The sequence below is a fragment of the Modestobacter caceresii genome (assembly GCF_000761485.1).
GTDB classification, from domain to species: domain Bacteria; phylum Actinomycetota; class Actinomycetes; order Mycobacteriales; family Geodermatophilaceae; genus Modestobacter; species Modestobacter caceresii.
In genome coordinates this window covers 147,136-168,115 of sequence record NZ_JPMX01000118.1, presented here as the reverse complement: position 1 = coordinate 168,115, position 20,980 = coordinate 147,136, and the positions used below count along the sequence as shown (strand labels likewise).

Here is a 20,980-nt window from a genome sequence, read left to right as displayed (position 1 = left end):
CGTGCTCAGTCGGCGAAGGCCCGGGCGACCAGCTGGCGCTGCTCGACCTCGTGCACCTTGGCCGACCCCACGGCCGGGCTCGCCGAGGCCTTCCGGGACACCCCGCGGAGCGTCCGCCCGGCCGGCAGGTGCTCGGGCAGGTTCACGGCCATGAACTGGGCGGCGCCCATGTTCGCCGGCTCCTCCTGCACCCACACGACGTCGGTCGCGTTCGGGTAGGCATCCAGCGCCTCGGCGATCTCCTCGGCCGGCAGCGGGTAGAGCTGCTCGACCCGCAGGATCGCGGTGTCGGCGGTCCCCTCGTTCTCCCGCTGGGCGAGCAGCTCGTAGCTGATCTTCCCGCTGCACAGCAGGACGCGGCGCACCGCGGAGCCGTCCAGGGGCTGCCCGCCCACACCCGGGTCCGGGAGCACCGGACGGAAGTGCTGCTCGGTGAAGTCGCTCACCGAGCTGACCGCGGCCTTGGCGCGCAGCAGCGACTTGGGTGTGAACACCACCAGCGGACGGTGCACCTCCGACAGCGCCTGACGGCGCAGGAGGTGGAAGTAGTTCGCCGGCGTCGAGCAGTTGGCGACCGTCATGTTGTTCTCGGCCGACAGCTGCAGGAAGCGCTCGATCCGGCCGCTGGAGTGGTCGGGCCCCTGGCCCTCCAGCCCGTGCGGCAGCAGCATGACGACGCCGGAACGCTGGCCCCACTTGGCCTCACCGGAGCTGATGAACTCGTCGATGACCATCTGTGCGCCGTCGACGAAGTCGCCGAATTGGGCCTCCCAGAGCACGAGGGCCTTGGGGTTGGCCACCGAGTAGCCGTACTCGAAGCCGAGCGCGGCGTACTCCGACAGCAACGAGTCGTAGACGAAGAACTTCGCCTGGTCCTCGGTGAGGTTCAGCAGCGGCGTGTGCTCCTCGGCGGTCTCCCGGTCGATGAGCACGGAGTGGCGCTGGACGAACGTGCCGCGGCGGGAGTCCTGCCCGGCCAGCCGGACGGGCACGCCCTCCATGAGCAGCGACCCGAAGGCGAGCAGCTCGCCCATCGCCCAGTCGACGCCGCCCTCGCTGGCCATCGCCGCCCGGCGCTCCAGCATCCGCTGCAGCTTGGGGTGCACGGTGAAGTCGGTCGGCAGTGAGACGTGTGCGTCGCCGATCGCCTTGAGCACCTCGGGGGTGATCGCCGTGTCGACCGTGGCCTCCTGCGGCGAGCGCGGGTCCATGACCGGCTCGGGCGCGGAGGAGTCACGGGCGTCGTGGGTCTCGGCGAAGGCCCGCTCGAGCTGCCCGCGGTAGTCCTTCAGGGCCTCCTCGGCGTCGGCCAGCGTGATGTCACCGCGGCCGACGAGCGCCTCGGTGTACAGCTTCCGGACCGAGCGCTTGCGGTCGATGATGTCGTACATCAGCGGCTGGGTCATCGACGGGTCGTCGCCCTCGTTGTGCCCGCGCCGGCGGTAGCAGACGAGGTCGACGACGACGTCCTTCTTGAACTCCTGCCGGTAGTCGACCGCCAGCTTGGCCACCCGGACGCAGGCCTCGGGGTCGTCCCCGTTCACGTGGAAGACCGGAGCGCCGATCATCCGCGCCACGTCGGTGGAGTAGAGGGTCGAACGGGACTGGGCCGGGCTGGTGGTGAAGCCGACCTGGTTGTTGATGACCACGTGCACGGTGCCGCCGGTGCGGTAGCCGCGCAGTTGGGAGAGGTTCAGGGTCTCCTGGACGACTCCCTGGCCGGCGAACGCCGCGTCGCCGTGCAGCAGCAGCGGCAGCACGGTGAAGCCGCCCTCGCCCTTGTCGATCATGTCCTGCTTGGCCCGCACGATGCCCTCGAGCACCGGGTTGACCGTCTCCAGGTGGCTGGGGTTGCTGGCCAGCGAGACCGCGACCGAACGGCCCTCGTGCTCGAAGGTGCCCTCGGCCCCGAGGTGGTACTTCACGTCGCCGGAGCCCTGCACGGTGCCCGGGTCGATGTTGCCCTCGAACTCGCCGAAGATCTTGGCGTAGCTCTTGCCGAGGACGTTGGCCAGCACGTTCAGCCGGCCGCGGTGGGCCATGCCGATCGCGACCTCCTCGATGCCGTGCTCGGAGGAGCTGACCAGCACCTCGTCCAGCAGCGGGATGACCGACTCGCCGCCCTCGAGGCTGAACCGCTTCTGGCCGACGTACTTCGTCTGCAGGAAGGTCTCGAACGCCTCGGCGGCGTTGAGCCGCCCGAGCACGCGCTTCTGCTTGTCCCGGCTGGGCTGGTCGTGCTTGACCTCGATGCGCTCCTGGAGCCAGCGGCGCTCCTCGGGGTCGGTGATGTGCATGTACTCCACGCCGACGGTGCGGCAGTAGGAGTTGCGCAGCACGCCGAGGATGTCGCGCAGCAGCATCGTGCGCTCGCCGGCGAAGCCACCGACCGGGAAGGGCCGGTCGAGGTCCCACAGGGTCAGCCCGTGCTGGACGATGTCCAGGTCCGGGTGGGTGCGGACCTTGAACTCGAGCGGGTCGGTGTCGGCCATGAGGTGGCCGTTGCGCCGGTAGGCCTCGATGACCTCGATGACCCGGGCTTCCTTGTCGATCTGGCCCTCGTGGCTGATCCGCTTGTCGGGCACCCAGCGGACCGGCTCGTAGGGGATGCGCAGCGAGCGGAAGACGTCGTCGTAGAAGCCGTCCTGGCCCAGCAGCAGCTGGTGCATCCGGCGGAGGAAGTCGCCGGACTCCGCGCCCTGGATGACCCGGTGGTCGTAGGTCGAGGTCAGCGTGATGATCTTCGAGACGGCCATCTCGGCGAGTGCCTCGGGGCTCATCCCCTGGAACTCGGCCGGGTAGTCCATCGCGCCGACGCCGACGATCGTGCCCTGGTTGGTGGTCAGCCGCGGCACCGAGTGGTTGGTGCCGATGGTGCCCGGGTTGGTGAGGCTGATCGTCGTGCCGGAGAAGTCCTCCATCGTCAGCTTGCCGGCCCGGGCCCGCCGGATGATGTCCTCGTAGGCGCCCCAGAAGGCGGCGAAGTCCATCGCCTCGGCGCCCTTGATGGAGGCCACCACCAGCGAGCGGGTGCCGTCGGGCTTGGGCAGGTCGATGGCCAGGCCGAAGTTGATGTGCTCGGGCTGGACGTGCACCGGCTTGCCGTCGACCTCGGCGAACGCACTGTTCATGTTCGGGAAGTCGTCCAGTGCCCGGACCAGCGCGTAGCCGATCAGGTGGGTGAAGGAGATCTTCCCGCCCCGGGCGCGGGCCAGGTGGTTGTTGATGACGATCCGGTTGTCGACCATGAGCTTGGCCGGCACCGCCCGCACGCTGGTGGCCGTCGGCACGGTCAGCGAGGCGTTCATGTTCTTCACGACGCTCGCGGCGGCCCCGCGCAACGGGGTGCGCTTCGGGCCTCCGCCGTCCTCGTCGGCGGTGGCGCGACCGGCCCCCGGCTTGACGACCGGCTTGGCCGGTGCCGCCGGCTTCTGCTGCGAGGCGCGCTCGGCGGCCCGGGCCACCACGGTGCCCTCGGACCGGGCGTCGCTCTGGGCGGCACGGGCGGCCGGGGCGGCGGCCTTGTCGGAGGCGGCCTTGTCGGAGGCGCCCTTGTCGGAGGCGCCCTTGTCGGCGGACCCCTTGTCGGCGGACCCCTTGTCGGACCCGGACTCCTCGGCGGAGCTCGTGCTGGCGGGTGCCGGCTTCGGCGCGGCGGGACCCGACTGGGTCATCTGCGGTGCGACCTCTCGGCTGGGCGCGGGGGAGGCGTAGGTGGTGGCCGACGGCGCGGCCGCCGCCTCGGACGCCGGGGGCTCGGCCGCCTCAGCGGGCTCGGCCGGCTCGGAGGAGCGGTCCTGGCCGTCGGCGACGGGGCTGCCGGGCCGGTAGTCGGCGAAGAAGTCGTGCCAGGCCTGGTCCACACTCCGTGGATCGGCGAGGTACTGCTGGTACATCTCCTCGACCAGCCACTCGTTGGTGCCGAAGCCCGCCACCGGGTTGGCGGAGTGGGCGGGGGACGGCTGGGATGAGCTCACGCTTGACACGGGGTCGAGTGCCTTCTTCGTCGGTGGACGTCGTTGGACCGGGTGCCGACTTTACGCCCCCGATCCGGGGGTGCAGCGCTCCTGCGTGAGATGCCGCACGTGTCCCGGGTCACTGGGGCCGTCCGGCCGGGGAGAACCGGCACCGTGCGGTCCGGTCCGCCCCCGGGCGTGGCGTCATCCGCTCGCGCCGGCGGTGACCAGCATCTCGGCGAGCGAGTCGGCCACCGGCGGGTCCCCGGCGGCCTCGGCGCGCTGCCGTGCGGCCGCCACCCGGGCGATGTCCAGGGCGGAGGCGCCGTCGTGGGTGGTGGCGTCCACGTCGGCCCCGGCGTCGAGCAGCAGCCGCACCACCGCCTGGACATCGCCACCTGAGGCGGCGCCGGCGACGGCGGCGTGCAGGGGGGTGCGGCCGGTGACCGGGTCACGTTCGTCGGCGTCCGCGCCTGCCGCGAGCAGCGCCTGGACGACCGCCGGCGCACCCCCGGCGGCCGCGGCGTGCAGCGCCCGGCCGGGTGCCGCGCCGCGGTCCAGCAGCACCTGGACCGTGCCGGGTCGGCCACCGGCCGCCGCCCAGCTCAGCAGGTCGGTGTCGGTGGCCGGGTCGGTGAGCGGGACGCCGTCGTCCAGCGCCCGGGACAGCGTCTCGACCTCGCCCAGGAACGCCGCGGAGGCGGCGTCGACGGGCGCACCCGCCTCGCGGAGCACCTCCACCAGGGCCGGCGCGTGCACCAGGGCCAGGTGCAGGGGTGTGCGGCCGTCCTCGGTCCGGGCGGTCGGGTCGGCCCCGGCCTCGACCAGTGCGGCGACCATCGGGGCCTGCCCGGCGAGGACGGCCAGGTGCAGCGCGGTCCAGCCGTCCGCGCCGTCCCGCTCGACGGTGGCCGACAGCAGGTGCGGCTGCTCCTGCACGGCCGCCCGGACGGCACCGAGCTCGCCGTCGGTGACCAGTCGGCCGAGCCGCTGGACGGTCATCCGACTCGTCACGCAGCGACCTCCGGCGTCGTCGGGTCCCGGTGGGTGCGCACTCAGGCCACGTCCCGGCGGACGGCCAGCAGCGTGCCGAGCAGCGCGGCGGCCAGGCCGTAGCCCAGCAGCAGGAGGGCGCCCTGCCACTGCTCGAGCAGGTCCGGGCCCTCGAAGGTCGCCGTCATCGCCTCCAGCGCGCCACCGGGCAGCCACTTGTAGGCCCCCGAGGTCGCCGGGATGCTGCGCAGCAGCGGTTCCACGACGAAGAGGTAGATCAGTGCGGCGACGATGGCGCCGACCTGGTTCTTCAGCAGCGCGCCCAGGCCCACCCCGATCACCGTGTAGATGACCAGCGCGAGACCGGCGAAGGCGAGCACCTCGAGGTTGTTGCCGCTCAGCTCCGGGGCGCCACCCCGGGCGTTGCCGTAGACCAGCACCACCGCCACGGTCACGGCGCAGACGATGACCGCGTAGGGGATCGCCACCAGGGCGTAGGCCAGCAGCTTGGCGATCACCACCCGGCCCCGCTGCGGGGTGGCGAGGAAGGTCGGCGTCGCGGTGCGGTGCCGGTACTCCTGGGTGATCCCGATGATGCCGAGGACCACCGAGATCACCGTCGCGTTCGTGGCGAGGGAGAAGGCCAGCTGGCCGTACGCGGGGGAGTCCAGCGGCGGCAACCCGCTGTCCGGGTTGCCGGCGAAGGCGGTGAACAGCGCCGCGAAGGCGCCGGACAGCACGCAGGCGCCGATCAGCAGCCCGATCCACACCCGGGTGGTGAAGAGCTTCGTCCACTCCGCGCGGACCAGTCGTGCCACGACGGTGCCCATCAGACGGCTCCCTGCTCGGCGGGGACGGCGGCGTACTGCTCCGAGCCGGCGGTGAGCCGGAAGTACACCTCTTCCAGCCCGCTGGTGCGCGACCGCAGTTCGTGCAGCTCGATCCCGCCGGCGAACGCCCGCCGGCCGATCTCGTCGGTGCTCAGCCCGGTGACCGTCAGCCCGTCGGAGGTCGCGTCGGTCGGGGCCACCGTCGTCCCGTCGGCGCGCAGCAGGTCGGCCAGCGCGGTGGTCTGCGGACTGCGCACCAGCACACTGCCGGCGCTGCCGGAGCGCAGCTCGGCCAGCGTCCCCTGGCGGACGAGCTTGCCGGCGCCGACGATCACCACCCGGTCGGCGGTCTGCTCGACCTCGGACAGCAGGTGGCTGGACACCAGTACGGTGCGGCCCTGGTCGTGGGCCAGGTGGCGGAGGAACCCGCGCAGCCACTGGATGCCCTCCGGGTCCAGGCCGTTGGCCGGCTCGTCGAGCACCAGCACGGCCGGGTCCCCCAGCAGTGCCGTGGCCAGCCCGAGGCGCTGGCGCATGCCCAGGGAGTAGCCCCCGGCCCGGCGTCGGCCTGCGGTGCCGAGCCCGACCAGGCCGAGCACCTCGTCGGCGCGGCCGACCGGCAGGCCGGTCGCGCGGCAGTACACCCGCAGGTGGTCGCGACCGCTGCGCGCCGGGTGGAACGCCGTCTCCAGCACCGCGCCGACCTGGCGCATCGGCTCGGGCAGCCCCGGGTAGCCGACGCCGTTGAACGTGGTCGTCCCGGTGTCGGGCGTGATCAGGCCCAGTGCCATCCGCAGCGTGGTGGTCTTCCCCGCGCCGTTGGGCCCCAGGAAACCGGTCACCTGCCCGGGTTCGACGGTGAAGCTCAGGTCGTCGACCGCGCGCACCTTGCCGAACGTCTTCGTGAGGCCGTTCACCTCGACCCTGACGGGGTCGACGGCGGCCGATCTGCCGCTGCTGATCTCGTCCTCCTCGTTCCGCCGGCGGGTCCGGCGCCGGGGCCATCCAAGCGCACCGGCGCCCTCCGACGCGAGGACTCCGGCGGCGGGAGGTGGCACCCGATCGGTCGTGGGTTCGGTAGGTTCCGCCCGGGTGGGCGAGCTCGCACACCGACGGATGTCCCAGCAGTGCCGTGCACGCGGCCGACGAACGCCCGCCGAGGAGGTCCGGTGACCGTCTCTCGCAGCACCAGCGGCCGGCCGGCCGCTGCACACCGCGCGGGCTGAGCGCTGCCGACGTCCGAGCCGGGTCCCGCCGACGGTCCCGATCCGCGTGAGTCCCTGGAGCGGCTGCTGCTCGAGGGGCCACGCCGGTACACCCGCCGGCAGGTGGCCGAGCTGGCCGGCATGCCACCCGAGCGCACGCAGCGGCTGTGGCGTGCCCTGGGCTTCGCCGACGTCCCCGAGGGCGATCCGGCGTTCACCGACGCCGACGTCACCGCCCTGGCCCGGCTGTCGGCGCTGATCGACTCGGGCTTCGTCGAGCCCGGCGCCGAGGCGTCCATCGCCCGCGCCATGGGGCAGTCGCTGTCCCGGCTGGCCGACTGGCAGACCGACATGCTGGCCACCCTGCTCGCCGCCCCCGGCGGCCCGCCGGAGGACCGCGCGGCGGTGGAGGCCGACGCCGTCCGGTCCACCGAGCGGCTGCTGCCGCTCATGCGCGAGCTGCAGGACTACGTCTGGCGGCGGCACCTGGCCGCCAACGCCGGGCGGCTGTTCCTCGCCACCCCGGGGTCCGGGGACCGGCGGGAGCTGGCGGTCGGCTTCGCCGACCTGGTCGGCTACACCTCGCGCAGCCGCGGCATGGGCGGGCGGGAGCTGGGCGCGATGGTCGAGGACTTCGAGGGGCTGGCCGCCGACGTCATCGCCCGGTTCCGCGGCCGGGTGGTGAAGACGGTCGGGGACGGCGTGCTGTTCACCTGCGCCGACCCGGTGGACGCCGTGGAGATCGCGCTGCTGCTGCCCGACGAGTGGACCGCCGCGGACCGTCCACCGCTGCGGGTGGGTGCTGCCCACGGGGCGGTGCTCACCCGGCTCGGGGACGTGTACTCCCCGGTGGTCAACCTGGCCAGCCGGCTCACCTCGCTCGCCCGGCCCTCGACCGTGCTGGTCGACGAGCAGCTGGCGCGCGAGCTGCGCGGTGTCCGGGAGTACCGGGTCCGGCCGCTGCGCCGGGTGTCGGTGCGCGGCTACGACAACCTGCGCCCCTGGCTGGTCCGCCGGCGCGGCGCGGGCGACGAGGCGCCGGGGGTGGCCGCGTTCGAGGAGCTGCTCGACGAGATCGCCGACGACGTCCTCGCGCTCCCCGAGGACGAGGATCCGCCCGGCGGCGCCGGCCCCTTCGCCGACTGACCCCGGTCCGCGCCGGGGCCGCTCACCGGACGTCCGGCCGGCGGACGGCACCATGGGCGGGTGTCCGCCACGCTGCTCGCCCGTGGACTGGCCGCCGGTCACGGCGCCCGGGTCCTGTTCGCCGACCTCGACCTGGTCGTCGCCCCCGGCGACGTCGTCGGCCTGGTCGGGGTGAACGGCGCGGGCAAGTCCACCCTGTTGCAGACCCTGGCCGGGGTGCTGCCGGCCGAGTCGGGGGAGATCGCGCTCAGCCCGCCGTCGGCGACGGTCGGCTACCTCCCGCAGGAGACCGACCGGCGGCCGGGGGAGACCGTGCTCGACCTGCTGGCCCGGCGGACCGGGGTCGCCGCCGCCGAGCGGGTCATGGAGGAGGCCACCGAGGCGCTCACCGCGGGTGCCCCGGGCGCCGACGACCGGTACGGCGACGCGCTGGAGCGCTGGCTGGCCCTCGGCGGTGCCGACCTGGCCGAGCGCGCCGAGGCGGTGGTCGCCTCGGTGGCTCCCGGTGTGGCACTGGACGCGCCGACGGTCGGGCTCTCCGGCGGGCAGACCGCCCGGGTCGGGCTGGCGTCGCTGCTGCTCAGCCGGTACGACGTCCTGCTGCTCGACGAGCCCACCAACGACCTCGACCTGGCCGGGCTGGAGCAGCTGGAGCGCTTCGTCGCCGGCCTGCGCACCGGCGTGGTGCTGGTCAGCCACGACCGCGAGTTCCTCGCCCGCACCGTCACCCGGGTGGTGGAGCTGGACCTGACCCAGCAGTTGGTGCGGGTGCACGACGGCGGCTACGAGGCCTACCTGGTCGAGCGGGAGGTGGCGCGTCGGCACGCCCGCGAGGAGTTCGATGAGTTCGCCGACACCAAGGCCTCACTGGAGTCCCGGGCGCGGATGCAGCGCAACTGGATGGCCAAGGGCGTCCGTGACTCGATCAAGAAGTCCAAGGACGGCGACAAGCACATCAAGGCGGCCAACCGGTCCTCGTCGGAGAAACAGGCCGCCAAGGCCAAGCAGACCGAGCGGCGGATCGAGCGACTCGAGGTGGTCGAGGAGCCGCGCAAGGAGTGGGAGCTGCGGATGGAGATCGCGGCGGCTCCGCGGGCCGGCGCCGTGGTCGCCACGCTCCGTGGCGCCGTCGTCCGACGTGGCGGGTTCACCCTCGGACCGGTGGACCTGCAGGTCGACTGGGGCGACCGGGTGGCGATCACCGGGGCCAACGGGTCGGGGAAGAGCACCCTGCTCGCCGCGCTGCTGGGCCGGTTGCCGCTGGACGAGGGGACGGCGGCGCTCGGCTCGGGCGTGCGACTGGGCGAGGTGGACCAGGTCCGGGGCAGCTTCCTGGGGGACGAGCCGCTGGCTGCGGCGTTCGGGGCCGAGGTGCCCGACCTGCCCGATGCCGAGGTGCGCACGCTGCTGGCCAAGTTCGGGCTGCGCGCCGACCACGTGGTGCGGCCGGCCGGCACCCTGTCGCCGGGGGAGCGGACCCGCGCGGCGCTGGCGCTGCTGCAGGCCCGCGGGGTCAACGTGCTGGTGCTCGACGAGCCGACCAACCACCTGGACCTGCCGGCGATCGAGCAGCTGGAGCAGGCGCTCGCCGACTACACCGGCACGTTGCTGCTGGTCACCCACGACCGCCGGATGCTCGAGGCGGTGCGCACCACCCGGCCGTTCGCGGTGGCCGACGGCCGGGTCCAGCAGGGCTGACCGGGCCGGGAACGACGCCGCCCGCCCGGGACGAGGTGTCCTGGGCGGGCGGGGAGTCGCGGTGCGAGCTGGGCTGGTGTGCCCCCGGCAGGATTCGAACCTGCGCCCCTGCCTCCGGAGGGCAGTGCTCTATCCCCTGAGCTACGGGGGCTCGTCCGCGTGTCGTGTTGTCCTGCGATCGTGCTGCGCTCTGCTCCCGCTCGGCGCCCGTGGCACGTTACCAGCCCACGGATGCGTCACCGGCAGGGGCCCCGCGGCCGCGGCGACCGGGTCAGGGTGCCGGCAGGGGCTCCCCGCCACGCGCCCGGAGCATCGCCGCCATGGTGGCCGTCTCGGCGTCCTGGGTCTCCGCTATCGACCGGGCCAGCCGCTCCACGACGTCGACGTCGGAGTGCTCCCGGCCGTACTCGGCCATGGCCAGCCCGCCCTGGTGGTGCCGGATCATCAGCTGCAGGAACATCCGGTCGAACGCCGTCCCGGACAGCGAGCGCAGCTCGGCGAGCTCCGCCTCGGTCGCCATCCCCGGCATCAGGGCCGCGCCGGCCGCCTCGTGGCCGGCCATGTCGTGTCCGGCCATCTCCCCGTCCGACATCCACGCCATGGTCTCCCCGCCGTTGAACGGCAGGTCCCACAGCGACAGCCAGCCCTGCATCCGGCCCAGCTGGTTGGTCTGGGTGGCAGAGATGTCGAAGGCCAGCTGGCGGATCTCCGGGTCCTCGGTCTCGGTGAGCGCCAGGTTCGCCATCTCCACCGCCTGCAGGTGGTGCCGGGACATGTCCCGGGAGAACCCGGCGGCCACCGAGTCGGTGGTGGGCTGCTCGTCGCGCCCCACGCCCAGTGCCACGGCCAGCCCCCCGCCGGCCACCAGCAGCCCGAGGGCGATCACCGCCACCAGGACGCCGGTCAGCCAGCCCCGCGGCCGGCCGGAGCTCGTCGCTCCACGGCCGTCCTCGTTCGCGGGATCGGTCATCGGGTCCTCTCCGGTGGTGCGGCGGGTGGCGTGACGGGCGGGAGGTGGGTCAGGGGGCCGAGGTGGTCTCCGCCGCCGGGGTCGACGTCGTCGGCGCGTCGGTGACCATGGCGTCGGCGCCCCGGCTGTTGCCGTCCTCCACCAGCGGGTCGGTGATGAAGAGCGGGTTCTCGCAGCTGGCCCCGACCTCGGGGTAGAAGTCGGCGTTGTAGGTCATGAAGTCGGCGTACTGCTGCACCCGGACGTCGTCGGCGGAGTCGACGGCGAGCTGGTGGTTCCACGACTGCAGGCTGATCGGCGTGCCCAGGCCGGCGTAGGGCGAGAGCATGAGCCCCGACGTGCCCTCGACCAGCTCCTCGAGCGTGGCGAGGTCGCCGTCGGCGATGAGCTCGGGGTCGTAGGTGATCCAGGTGGCGCCGTGCTCCATGGAGTGGACGGCGTTCTCGTGCCGGATGTCCACGTCGTAGACGGTGCCGGTGCAGTCGGCCCACTCACCGTCGTGCGGCCCACCGACCGGCGGGGTCTCGGTGTAGCTCACCGGCGTGGTGACGTGCTCCTGGCCGGCGGCGTACTCGAAGGTCTCCAGGCCGCTGATCTGGCTGGCCTCGGTGACCCGGTTCGCGTTCGACTCGTTCACCTGGACGACGGCGTAGCTGATGATCGCCGCGGCGAAGACGACCACCGCGACGGCGGCGGCGATCAGGCCCCACGGCTTCTGCTGGGTGACCACGGTGGTCGGCGGGCGCGTGCGCCCCCGGCCGCCGGAGCCCTTGCCGGGCACCCGTGACCCCCCACGGGAAGCGCCGCCGGTCGCGCGGCCGTTCTCGGGCTTGGGGTCCTTGGCCACTGCCGCTCCTCGCTCGCTGTGCGTCGTGGGCCGCGCTGTCTCGCGAGCCAGCGCATGCCCTCGTCCGGCCCGGGCTGCTCCCGTCCGGCGCGTGCGAGTCTAGGTCGCGGACCTGTGTGGCCCCTGGCCGTCGGTGGCCCGGCGGAGGTGTCGCGGCCCACAGCCCGGCGGGCAGGTCGGAACGGGGATGCCCGGCTCCGTACGATCGAACGGTGACACCCGAGCAGCTCAGCGACGTCGTCCGGTCCGCAGTCGCGGCGGCCGTGGAGCGCGGCGTGCTCTCCGTCGCCGTCCCCGACGAGGTGGTGATCGAACGGCCGAAGAACCCCGAGCACGGTGACTACGCCACCAACGTGGCGCTCCGGCTGGCCAAGGCCGCCGGGCGCCCGCCGCGTGAGGTCGCCGAGGTGCTGGCTGCCGAACTGCGCGGTGTCGAGGGCGTCTCGGCGGTCGACGTCGCCGGGCCCGGCTTCCTCAACGTCACCCTGGCCAAGGACGCGCTGGGGCAGATCGCCGTCCGGGTGGTCGCCGCGGGCGAGGCCTACGGGCGCACCGAGGTGCTGGCCGGGCAGCGGCTCAACCTGGAGTTCGTCTCGGCCAACCCGACCGGCCCGGTGCACATCGGCGGCACCCGGTGGGCCGCCGTCGGCGACGCCCTCGGCCGGTTGCTGACGGCCAGCGGCGCGCAGGTGACCCGGGAGTACTACTTCAACGACGCCGGCGCGCAGATCGACCGGTTCGCGCTCAGCCTGCTGGCGGCGGCACACGGGCGGCCGGTGCCGGAGGACGGCTACGCCGGCGACTACATCGGTGAGATCGCCGCCCAGGTGGTGGCGGCCGAGCCCGGCGTGCTCGAGCTGCCCGAGGCCGAGCAGCAGGAGCGGTTCCGGGTGCTCGGCGTCGACCTGATGTTCGCCGAGATCAAGCGGACGCTGGCGGACTTCGGCGTCGTCTTCGACGTGTACTTCAGCGAGCGCACGCTGCACGAGACCGGTGCGCTGGAGAAGGCGGTGGCCCGGCTGCGGGAGCAGGGGCACGTCTTCGAGGCCGACGGCGCCGTCTGGCTCCGGACGACGACCTTCGGGGACGACAAGGACCGGGTGCTGGTCAAGAGCGACGGCGAGACGACCTACTTCGCCGCCGACTGCGCCTACTACCTGGACAAGCGCGAGCGCGGCTTCGACAAGGTCGTGATCATGCTCGGCGCCGACCACCACGGCTACATCGGCCGGTACAAGGCGCTGGTCGCCGCACTCGGCGACGACCCGGACGTCAACCTGGAGATCCTGATCGGCCAGCTGGTGAACCTCGTCCGCGACGGGGAGCCGCTGCGGATGAGCAAGCGGGCCGGCACGGTGGTGCTGCTGGAGGACCTGGTGGCCGCCGTCGGGGCCGACGCAGCCCGGTACGCCCTCGCCCGGGCCTCGGTCGACCAGCAGATCGACCTGGACCTGGACCTGTGGAGCCGGCAGACCAACGACAACCCGGTCTTCTACGTCCAGTACGCCCACGCCCGGATCTCCTCGCTGTTGCGCGGCGCCGCCGACCTCGGCCTGCCGCTGGGTGAGGCCGGCGACGTGGACACCGCGGCGCTGGCGCACCAGCGGGAGGGCGACCTGCTGCGGGCGCTGGGGGAGTTCCCCCGGGTGATCGCCTCGGCCGCGGAGCTGCGGGCCCCGCACCGGGTGGCCCGCTACCTGGAGGAGCTGGCCGGCACCTACCACCGGTTCTACGACTCCTGCCGGGTGCTGCCGCGCGGTGACGAGGAGGCCACCCCGGTGACCACGGCCCGGTTGTGGCTCTGCGCGGCGACCGCGACGGTGCTGCGCAACGGCCTGGCCGTCCTCGGCGTCTCCGCCCCGGAGCGGATGTGAGGGCGCACCCGGCCGGTCCGCTGCACGGCAACATCGCCCCGCCCCCGGCGGCCGGCCCGGCACCGGCGGACCTCGGCGTGCTGGACCCGCAGGTCTGGCCGCGGTCGGCCCGGCGGGTCGACGGCGAGCTGGAGCTGGGTGGCCGCCGGGTGACCGACCTGGCCCGCGCGCACGGCACGCCGCTGTTCGTGCTGGACGAGGGCGACTTCCGCGGCCGCGCCGCCGACTTCGCCGACGCCTTCACCGACGCCGACGTGCACTACGCCTCCAAGGCGTTCCTCTGCGGCCAGGTGGCCCGCTGGATCGCCGACGACGGCCTGCACCTGGACGCCTGCAGCGGCAACGAGCTCGCGGTCGCGCTGGCCGCCGGCTTCCCGGCCGAGCGGATCGCGCTGCACGGCAACAACAAGTCGCTGGTCGAGCTGCAGCTCGCGGTCGACGCCGGGATCGGCCACGTGGTGCTCGACTCCTTCGACGAGATCGACCGGCTGGTGCCGCTCGGGGAGGCCCGGGTGGCCGCCGGCGGCGCGCCGGTGTCGGTGCTCATCCGGTCGACGGTGGGCATCGAGGCGCACACCCACGAGTTCATCGCCACCGCCCACGAGGACCAGAAGTTCGGTTTCTCGCTGGCCACCGGCGACGCGCTCACCGCGGCGGTCCGGGTGATCCGGGAGCCGGGCCTGCACCTGGCCGGGCTGCACAGCCACATCGGCTCGCAGATCTTCGACACGGCCGGCTTCGAGGCCGCCGCGCACCGGGTCGTCGGCCTGCTCGGCCAGGTCCACCAGGCCACCGGTGAGGTGCTCGGCGAGCTCAACCTCGGCGGCGGGTTCGGCATCGCCTACCTCGCCGAGGACGACCCGGTCACCCCCGAGGACGTCGCGGTGAAGCTGCGGTCGGTCATCGCCGCCGAGTGTGCCGCCCTGGGTCTGCCGGTGCCCCGGCTGGCCGTCGAGCCGGGCCGCGCGATCGCCGGACCGGGCACCGTCACGCTGTACGAGATCGGCACGATCAAGCCCGTGCGGCTCGGGGCCAGTGGCGCGCCGGGCACCCCGCTGGTGCGCAACTACGTGTCCGTCGACGGCGGGATGAGCGACAACATCCGCACCGCCCTCTACGACGCCAGCTACACCTGCGTGCTGGCCAACCGCAGCTCCGACGCCCCGCCGGCGCTCTGCCGGGTGGTCGGCAAGCACTGCGAGAGCGGCGACGTGCTGGTCCGCGACCTGTGGCTGCCCTCGGACGTCCAGCCCGGTGACCTGCTCGCGGTCGCCGCCACCGGCGCCTACTGCTGGTCGATGGCGAGCAACTACAACTACCTGTTGAAGCCGCCGGTGGTCGCCGTGCGGGACGGGGTGGCGACCGAGATCGTGCGGCGTCAGACACTGTCCGACGTGTTCGCCCTCGATGCCGTCCTCGCCGACGTGCCCGCCCCCAGCCCGGCGATCGACCAGCCGGCGCCCGAGCACGCCGCAGGAGCCCAGTCGTGAGCGATTCCCTGAAGGTGGCCCTGCTGGGCTGCGGCACCGTGGGCGGCGCCGTCCTGCGGCTGCTGTCCGAGCAGGCCGATGACCTGACCGCCCGGATCGGGCGGCGGGTGGAGGTCGCCGGGGTCGCCGTCCGCCGTCCCGACCGGCACCCCGAGGTGCCCGCCGAGCTGCTGACCACCGACGCCGAGGAGCTGGTCACCCGGCCCGACGTCGACCTGGTGGTCGAGGTGATCGGCGGCATCGAGCCCGCCCGCACGCTGCTGCTGGCCGCCATCGGCGCCGGGAAGTCGGTGGTCAGCGCCAACAAGGCACTGCTGGCCGAGGACGGCGTCGCGCTGCACGCCGCCGCCGCCGAGGCCGGCGTCGACCTCTACTACGAGGCCGCGGTGGCCGGGGCGATCCCGCTGCTGCGCCCGCTGCGCGAGTCGCTGGCCGGTGACCAGCTCCGGCGGGTGGTCGGCATCGTCAACGGGACGACGAACTACATCCTGTCCCGGATGGTGGAGACCGGGGCCGGCTTCGGCGAGGCGCTGGCCGAAGCGACCGAGGCCGGGTTCGCCGAGGCCGACCCGACTGCGGACGTCGACGGGTTCGACGCCGCCGCCAAGGCCGCGATCCTGGCCTCGCTGGCGTTCCACTCCCCGGTCACCGCCGCCGACGTGTACCGGGAGGGCATCTCCGCGGTCTCCGCGGCCGACGTCGCCCGGGCCGCCGAGATCGGCTGCACGGTGAAGCTGCTGGCGATCTGCGAGCGGGTCGCGGGCAGTGACGGCGCCGACGACTCCGTCGCCGTCCGGGTGCACCCGGCGATGATCCCGACCACCCACCCGCTGGCGGCGGTGGGTGGCGCGTTCAACGCCGTCTTCGTCGAGGCGGAGGCGGCCGGTGAGCTGATGTTCTACGGCCAGGGCGCCGGCGGGCAGCCGACCGCGAGCGCGGTGCTCGGCGACCTGGTCGCGGTGGCCCGCAACCGGGTGGCCGGCGTCGCCGGACCGGGGACGACGGGGTACGCCGGCCTGACCGTGCGGCCGATGGCCGACACCCCCACCCGGTACCACGTCAGCCTCGACGTCGCCGACAAGCCCGGGGTGCTGGCGACCGTCGCGCACGAGTTCGCCGCGCAGGGCGTCAGCATCGCCACCGTCCGCCAGGACGGGCACGGCGACGCCGCCACGCTGGTGATCGTGACCCACCGGGCTCCGGACGCGGCCCTGGCCACGACCGTGGCCCGGCTGCGGGAGATGTCGGCCGTGCGGGGCGTGACCAGCGTGCTGCGGGTGGAGGGGCTGTGAGCGGAGTGTTCCGCGGAGGCGAACGGGTGATGTGGTCATGAGCGCTGGACTCCCGACGGGGCTGCGCGCTCCCGTCTCGCCGTACTGGCCGGGGCTGATCGAGGCCTACCGGCACCGGCTGCCGGTGGGCCCCGCGACCCCGGTGGTCACGCTGCAGGAGGGCGCCACCCCGCTGCTGCCGGCACCGGAGTTGTCCCGCCGCACCGGCTGCGAGGTCTGGCTGAAGGTCGAGGGCGCCAACCCCACCGGGTCGTTCAAGGACCGCGGCATGACCATGGCCATCTCCAAGGCCGTGGAGGAAGGCGCGCAGGCGGTGATCTGTGCATCCACCGGCAACACCAGCGCGAGTGCCGCGGCCTACGCCGCGCGCGCAGGGCTGGTCTGTGCGGTGCTCGTGCCGCAGGGGAAGATCGCGACCGGCAAGCTCGCCCAGGCGCTGGTGCACGGGGCGAAGCTGCTGCAGGTCGAGGGCAACTTCGACGACTGCCTGGCCCTGGCCAGCAAGCTGGCGATCGACTACCCGGTCAGCCTGGTCAACAGCGTCAACCAGTACCGCATCGAGGGCCAGAAGACGGCGTCGTTCGAGATCGTCGACGTGCTGGGCGACGCCCCGGACGTGCACTGCCTGCCGGTCGGCAACGCCGGCAACATTACCGCCTACTGGCAGGGCTACCGCGAGTACGCCGCTGACGGCCCGGCCACCCGCACCCCGAAGATGTGGGGCTTCCAGGCCGCCGGCGCCGCGCCCATCGTCACCGGCCGGGTGGTCGACCGGCCGGAGACCATCGCCACCGCCATCCGGATCGGCAACCCGGCGTCCTGGACGAAGGCACTGGACGCCCGGGACGCCTCCGGTGGCCGGATCGACGCGGTCACCGACCGGGCGATCCTCGCCGCCTACCGGCTGCTGGCCCGCAGCGAGGCGGTCTTCGTCGAGCCGGCCTCGGCCGCGTCGGTGGCCGGTCTGCTGCAGGTGGCCGAGGCCGGTGGCCTCGAGCCGGGGCAGCGGGTGGTCTGCACGGTCACCGGCAACGGCCTCAAGGACCCGGAGTGGGCGATCTCCGGTGCGCCGGCACCGGTCACCATCCCGGTCGACGCGGCCGCCGCCGCGGCGCAGCTGGGGCTCTGAGTGGAGCAGCCCGCCGCGGCCCGGATCCGCGTCCCGGCGACGAGTGCGAACCTCGGTCCGGCCTACGACTGTGCCGGGTTGGCGCTGTCCTGCTGGGACTCCCTCGACATCGCCGTCACCGACGGTGGGCTGACCGTGGAGGTGGCGGGTGCCGGCGCCGGTGAGCTGCCGACCGACGAGTCGCACCTGGTGGTGCGCGCGTTCCGGGCGGCCACGGCCGAGCTGGGGTGGACGCCGGCCGGCCTGCGGTTGTCCGCGCGCAACACCATCCCGCAGGGCCGGGGGATGGGCTCCTCCGCCGCGGCGGTGACCGCGGGGGTCCTGGCGGCGTGGGCGCTGTGCCCCGACGTCGCCGAGGTCGACGCCGAGGCCGTGCTGCGGCTGTGCTCGGAGCTGGAGGGCCACCCGGACAACGTCGCCCCGTGCCTGCTCGGTGGGGCGACGCTGTCCTGGACGACGCCCTCCGGCGCACGCGCCGCGCGGCTGGCCGTCGACCCGCGGATCGCCCCGGTGCTGTTCGTCCCGGCCACCACGCTGGCCACGCACCTGGCCCGGGGGCTGCTGCCCGAGACGGTGCCGCACGCCGACGCCGCACACGCCGCCGGTCGCTCCGCACTCCTGGTGCACGCGCTCACCCGCGACCCGGCCCTGCTCCTCGAGGGCACCGAGGACCGGCTGCACCAGGCGCAGCGGGCGCCGGCCATGCCCGAGAGCGCCGCCCTGCTGGCCCGGCTGCGGGCCGACGGGCACGCCGCCGTCGTCTCCGGCGCCGGTCCGTGCGTGCTGGCGCTGGCGGTGCTCGGTCCCGACGAGGACGCCGGTGCGCTGGATGCTGCCGTGCAGGTCAGGGCCCTGCGGGAGGCGACGCCGGCGGGCTGGGAGTGCCGGCCGCTGCCCGTCGACCCCACCGGCGCGGTCGTCACCCCGCTGTCCGGTGATCACGATGCGGTATCGTCCGGGGCGCCTGGAACACACCCGTGACGGACTGTGTTGAAAGGTGTGTCGGTCTGTGTCTAGGCTGACGACGTAGCCGCCTCCGGGCGAGCCTCACGCGGGGCGTTGCAGACGGTCGACCCGTCGCCGCTGAACCCCTCGCACTCCACAGACCCGCGTCATCCCGATCGATCCGACGAGTCCAGCACTTGGCTCTCGCGTTCCGGGGCCGGGTCACCTCCTGCGCTGGTAGGCGCAGGTCACCGCAGGGAAGGACCTGTACGTGAGCGAGAGCACCGACCTCATCGACGGCGAGCGCGACGCCGCCCCGTCCGACGAGGCAGCTGCCGGCAGTGGGACGGCTCCCCGTTCGCGCCGCCGTGGCAGCGGACTGTCCGGCATGCTGCTGCCCGAACTGCAGCGCCTGGCCGGCGAACTGGGCATCCCCGGCACCGGCAAGATGCGCAAGAGCGACCTCGTCGCCGCGATCTCCGAGCGGCAGGTGGGCGCCGGCTCCGCCGCCGAACCCGCCTCCTCCGCCGCTGCGTCGGCCAGCGCCCCGAGCGTGCCCGCTCCCCGCGCCGACGAGACGAGCACCGCTCCCCGCGCCGACGAGACCAGCACCGCTCCGGCCGCGCCCCTGGAGGCCCCGGTCAGCGGCGGTGCGAACGGCGGTCCGACGACCGTCCCCAGCACCGACGCCGCTCCCGCCGACGCCCCTCCCGCCGACGCCGCTCCCGCCGACACGGCCCCCGCGGGGCGTCGCCGCCGCGGGGCCAGCCGTCCGGCCGGGGCGCCCACCGTCGACTCCCCGGTCACCGCTCCCGCGGCCCCGGTCGCCGCAGACGACACCGCGGAGCCGGCCACGGTCGAGGCGGCCGAGCCGGCCCAGTCCGACACCCGCCCCGACGGTGACCGGCCGCAGCGCAGCCGCAACCGGGACCGCGCCGAGCGCGCGCCCCGGGAAGCCGGCGAGCGCGAGGAGCGGGGCAACCGGGACTCCGGCAACCGCGACTCCGCCACCCGCGACGCCGCCGCCCGCGAGGAGCGGGGGAGCCGCGACTCCGGCGAGCGCGAGGACCGCAACCGCGACTCCGGCACCCGCGAGGAGCGGAGCAGCCGCGAGGACCGCAACCGGGACTCCGCCGGCCGGGACGAGCGGGGCAGCCGCGAGGGTGCCGACCGTGACGGGGAGCAGCGCGGCGGACGCAACCGCAACGACGGCGAGTCCGGTCGTCCCGGTCGCAACAACCGGGACGCCAACCGCAGCGACGGTCCCGGCAACCGCAGCGACGGCCCCGGCAACCGGAACGACGGCCCCGGCAACCGCGGCGACGCGGGCGCCAACCGCAACGACGGCCGCAACGACACCCGGAACGACGAGGACGACGACGACTTCGAGGGCGGCCGCGGTCGCCGTGGTCGTCGGTACCGCGACCGCAACCGGCGCGGCGGCAGCGCCGGTGGGCGCGAGCGCTTCGACCAGGGCGAGCCCACCGTCAGCGAGGACGACGTCCTCCTCCCGGTGGCGGGCATCTTGGACGTGCTGGACAGCTACGCGTTCGTCCGCACGTCGGGGTACCTGACCGGCCCGAACGACGTCTACGTCTCGCTGTCCCAGGTCCGTCGCTACGGCCTGCGCCGCGGCGACGCCATCACCGGCGCCGTCCGTCAGCCCCGTGAGGGCGAGAAGAAGGACAAGTACAACGCGCTGGTGCGGCTGGACTCGGTCAACGGCCTGGACCCGGAGCAGGCGCGCAACCGCCCCGAGTTCACCAAGCTGACCCCGCTCTACCCGCAGGACCGCCTGCGGCTGGAGACCGAGTCGCACCTGATGACGACCCGGCTCATCGACCTCGTCATGCCGATCGGCAAGGGTCAGCGGGCGCTGATCGTCAGCCCGCCGAAGGCCGGCAAGACGATGGTGCTGCAGTCGATCGCCAACGCGATCACGACCAACAACCCCGAGGTCCACCTCATGGTGGTGCTGGTCGACGAGCGGCCCGAAGAGGTCACCGACATGCAGCGCTCGGTGAAGGGCGAGGTCATCGCCTCGACCTTCGACCGGCCGCCGGCCGACCACACCACGGTCGCCGAGCTGTCGATCGAGCGGGCCAAGCGCCTGGTCGAGATGGGCCACGACGTCGTCGTCCTGCTGGACTCGATCACCCGGCTGGGTCGCGCCTACAACCTGGCGGCCCCCGCCAGCGGGCGCATCCTCTCCGGTGGCGTCGACTCCACGGCGCTCTACCCGCCCAAGCGCTTCCTCGGTGCGGCCCGCAACATCGAGAACGGCGGCTCGCTGACGATCATCGCCTCGGCGCTGGTCGAGACCGGCTCCACGATGGACACGGTCATCTTCGAGGAGTTCAAGGGCACCGGGAACGCCGAGATCAAGCTGGACCGGCGGCTGGCCGACAAGCGGGTCTTCCCGGCGGTCGACGTGAACGCCTCGGGCACCCGCAAGGAGGAGATCCTCCTCTCGCCCGACGAGCTGGCGATCATCATCAAGCTGCGCCGGGTGCTGTCGGCCCTGGAGCCCCAGCAGGCCCTGGAGCTGCTGCTCGACCGGATGCGCAAGACGCGCAACAACATCGAGTTCCTGATGCAGGTCCAG

At 73.8% G+C, this 20,980-nt stretch carries 14 protein-coding genes and 1 tRNA gene; 8 read left to right on the top strand and 7 right to left on the bottom strand.

Annotated elements, in window-relative coordinates; translation table 11 throughout:
• Positions 1-5: 5 nt before the first annotated feature.
• From IN07_RS21430 to IN07_RS21415, 4 genes are all read right to left on the bottom strand, one after another.
• A complete protein-coding gene (locus IN07_RS21430) occupies positions 6-3,977 on the bottom strand; it encodes a multifunctional oxoglutarate decarboxylase/oxoglutarate dehydrogenase thiamine pyrophosphate-binding subunit/dihydrolipoyllysine-residue succinyltransferase subunit (RefSeq protein WP_036340227.1) in 3,972 nt (1,323 codons plus the stop codon).
• Positions 3,978-4,160: 183 nt separating this feature from the next.
• Entirely contained in the window at positions 4,161-4,970 is an 810-nt protein-coding gene (locus IN07_RS21425) for an ankyrin repeat domain-containing protein (RefSeq protein ID WP_036340223.1), read from the bottom strand.
• 41 nt (positions 4,971-5,011) lie between these two features.
• Complete coding sequence (locus tag IN07_RS21420) at positions 5,012-5,779, bottom strand: ABC transporter permease (RefSeq protein WP_036340220.1); 768 nt, start codon at positions 5,777-5,779, stop codon at positions 5,012-5,014.
• Positions 5,779-6,696 (bottom strand): ABC transporter ATP-binding protein, encoded by a 918-nt coding sequence (locus IN07_RS21415; RefSeq protein ID WP_036340558.1) that lies wholly within the window; start codon positions 6,694-6,696, stop codon positions 5,779-5,781. Before IN07_RS21415 ends, IN07_RS21420 begins: the two co-directional genes overlap by 1 nt.
• A 312-nt stretch (positions 6,697-7,008) precedes the next feature.
• Here IN07_RS21415 and IN07_RS21410 point away from each other — a divergent pair, with 312 nt between their 5' ends.
• Positions 7,009-8,130, top strand: a complete 1,122-nt coding sequence (locus IN07_RS21410; protein ID WP_052091603.1) for an adenylate/guanylate cyclase domain-containing protein — start codon at positions 7,009-7,011, stop codon at positions 8,128-8,130.
• A gap of 60 nt (positions 8,131-8,190) precedes the next feature.
• Entirely contained in the window at positions 8,191-9,828 is a 1,638-nt protein-coding gene (locus tag IN07_RS21405) for an ABC-F family ATP-binding cassette domain-containing protein (protein WP_036340214.1), read from the top strand.
• 79 nt (positions 9,829-9,907) lie between these two features.
• On the opposite strand, the gene IN07_RS21400 is transcribed toward IN07_RS21405, so the two are convergent.
• The 3 genes from IN07_RS21400 to IN07_RS21390 form a co-directional block, all read right to left on the bottom strand.
• Positions 9,908-9,979, bottom strand: a tRNA-Arg gene (locus IN07_RS21400).
• Between the two features lie 120 nt (positions 9,980-10,099).
• Positions 10,100-10,798 carry a DUF305 domain-containing protein gene (locus IN07_RS21395; RefSeq protein ID WP_052091602.1) on the bottom strand — a complete coding sequence of 233 codons (699 nt, stop codon included), beginning with the start codon at positions 10,796-10,798 and terminating at the stop codon, positions 10,100-10,102.
• A 49-nt stretch (positions 10,799-10,847) separates the two neighbouring features.
• Positions 10,848-11,645: a DUF3105 domain-containing protein gene (locus tag IN07_RS21390; protein ID WP_036340211.1), complete on the bottom strand. Its 798-nt coding sequence runs from the start codon at positions 11,643-11,645 to the stop codon at positions 10,848-10,850.
• Positions 11,646-11,857: 212 nt separating this feature from the next.
• Here IN07_RS21390 and argS point away from each other — a divergent pair, with 212 nt between their 5' ends.
• From argS to rho, 6 genes are all read left to right on the top strand, one after another.
• Positions 11,858-13,519, top strand: coding sequence for an arginine--tRNA ligase (gene argS / locus IN07_RS21385; protein WP_036340208.1), 1,662 nt, complete (start codon positions 11,858-11,860; stop codon positions 13,517-13,519).
• Positions 13,516-15,009: a diaminopimelate decarboxylase gene (lysA, locus tag IN07_RS21380; protein WP_036340205.1), complete on the top strand. Its 1,494-nt coding sequence runs from the start codon at positions 13,516-13,518 to the stop codon at positions 15,007-15,009. The genes argS and lysA overlap by 4 nt, the downstream gene beginning before the upstream one ends.
• On the top strand, positions 15,006-16,301 hold the full coding sequence (locus IN07_RS21375) for a homoserine dehydrogenase (RefSeq protein WP_036340203.1): 1,296 nt from the start codon (positions 15,006-15,008) through the stop codon (positions 16,299-16,301). The genes lysA and IN07_RS21375 overlap by 4 nt, the downstream gene beginning before the upstream one ends.
• 37 nt (positions 16,302-16,338) lie before the next feature.
• Positions 16,339-17,430 (top strand): threonine synthase, encoded by a 1,092-nt coding sequence (gene thrC / locus IN07_RS21370; protein WP_052091601.1) that lies wholly within the window; start codon positions 16,339-16,341, stop codon positions 17,428-17,430.
• Positions 17,431-18,411 (top strand): homoserine kinase, encoded by a 981-nt coding sequence (gene thrB / locus IN07_RS21365; protein WP_036340200.1) that lies wholly within the window; start codon positions 17,431-17,433, stop codon positions 18,409-18,411. It begins immediately after the preceding gene.
• A 235-nt stretch (positions 18,412-18,646) separates the two neighbouring features.
• On the top strand, positions 18,647-20,980 hold a 2,334-nt coding region (rho, locus tag IN07_RS21360; RefSeq protein ID WP_036340550.1), incomplete at its 3' end, for a transcription termination factor Rho.

What these genes read in the sequence shown, in the direction of transcription:
- IN07_RS21420 (WP_036340220.1), bottom strand. Translation starts at nt 5,779, where the DNA reads ATGGGCACCGTCGTGGCACGACTGGTCCGCGCGGAGTGGACGAAGCTC.
- IN07_RS21395 (WP_052091602.1), bottom strand. Translation starts at nt 10,798, where the DNA reads ATGACCGATCCCGCGAACGAGGACGGCCGTGGAGCGACGAGCTCCGGC.
- thrC (WP_052091601.1), top strand. Translation starts at nt 16,339, where the DNA reads ATGAGCGCTGGACTCCCGACGGGGCTGCGCGCTCCCGTCTCGCCGTAC.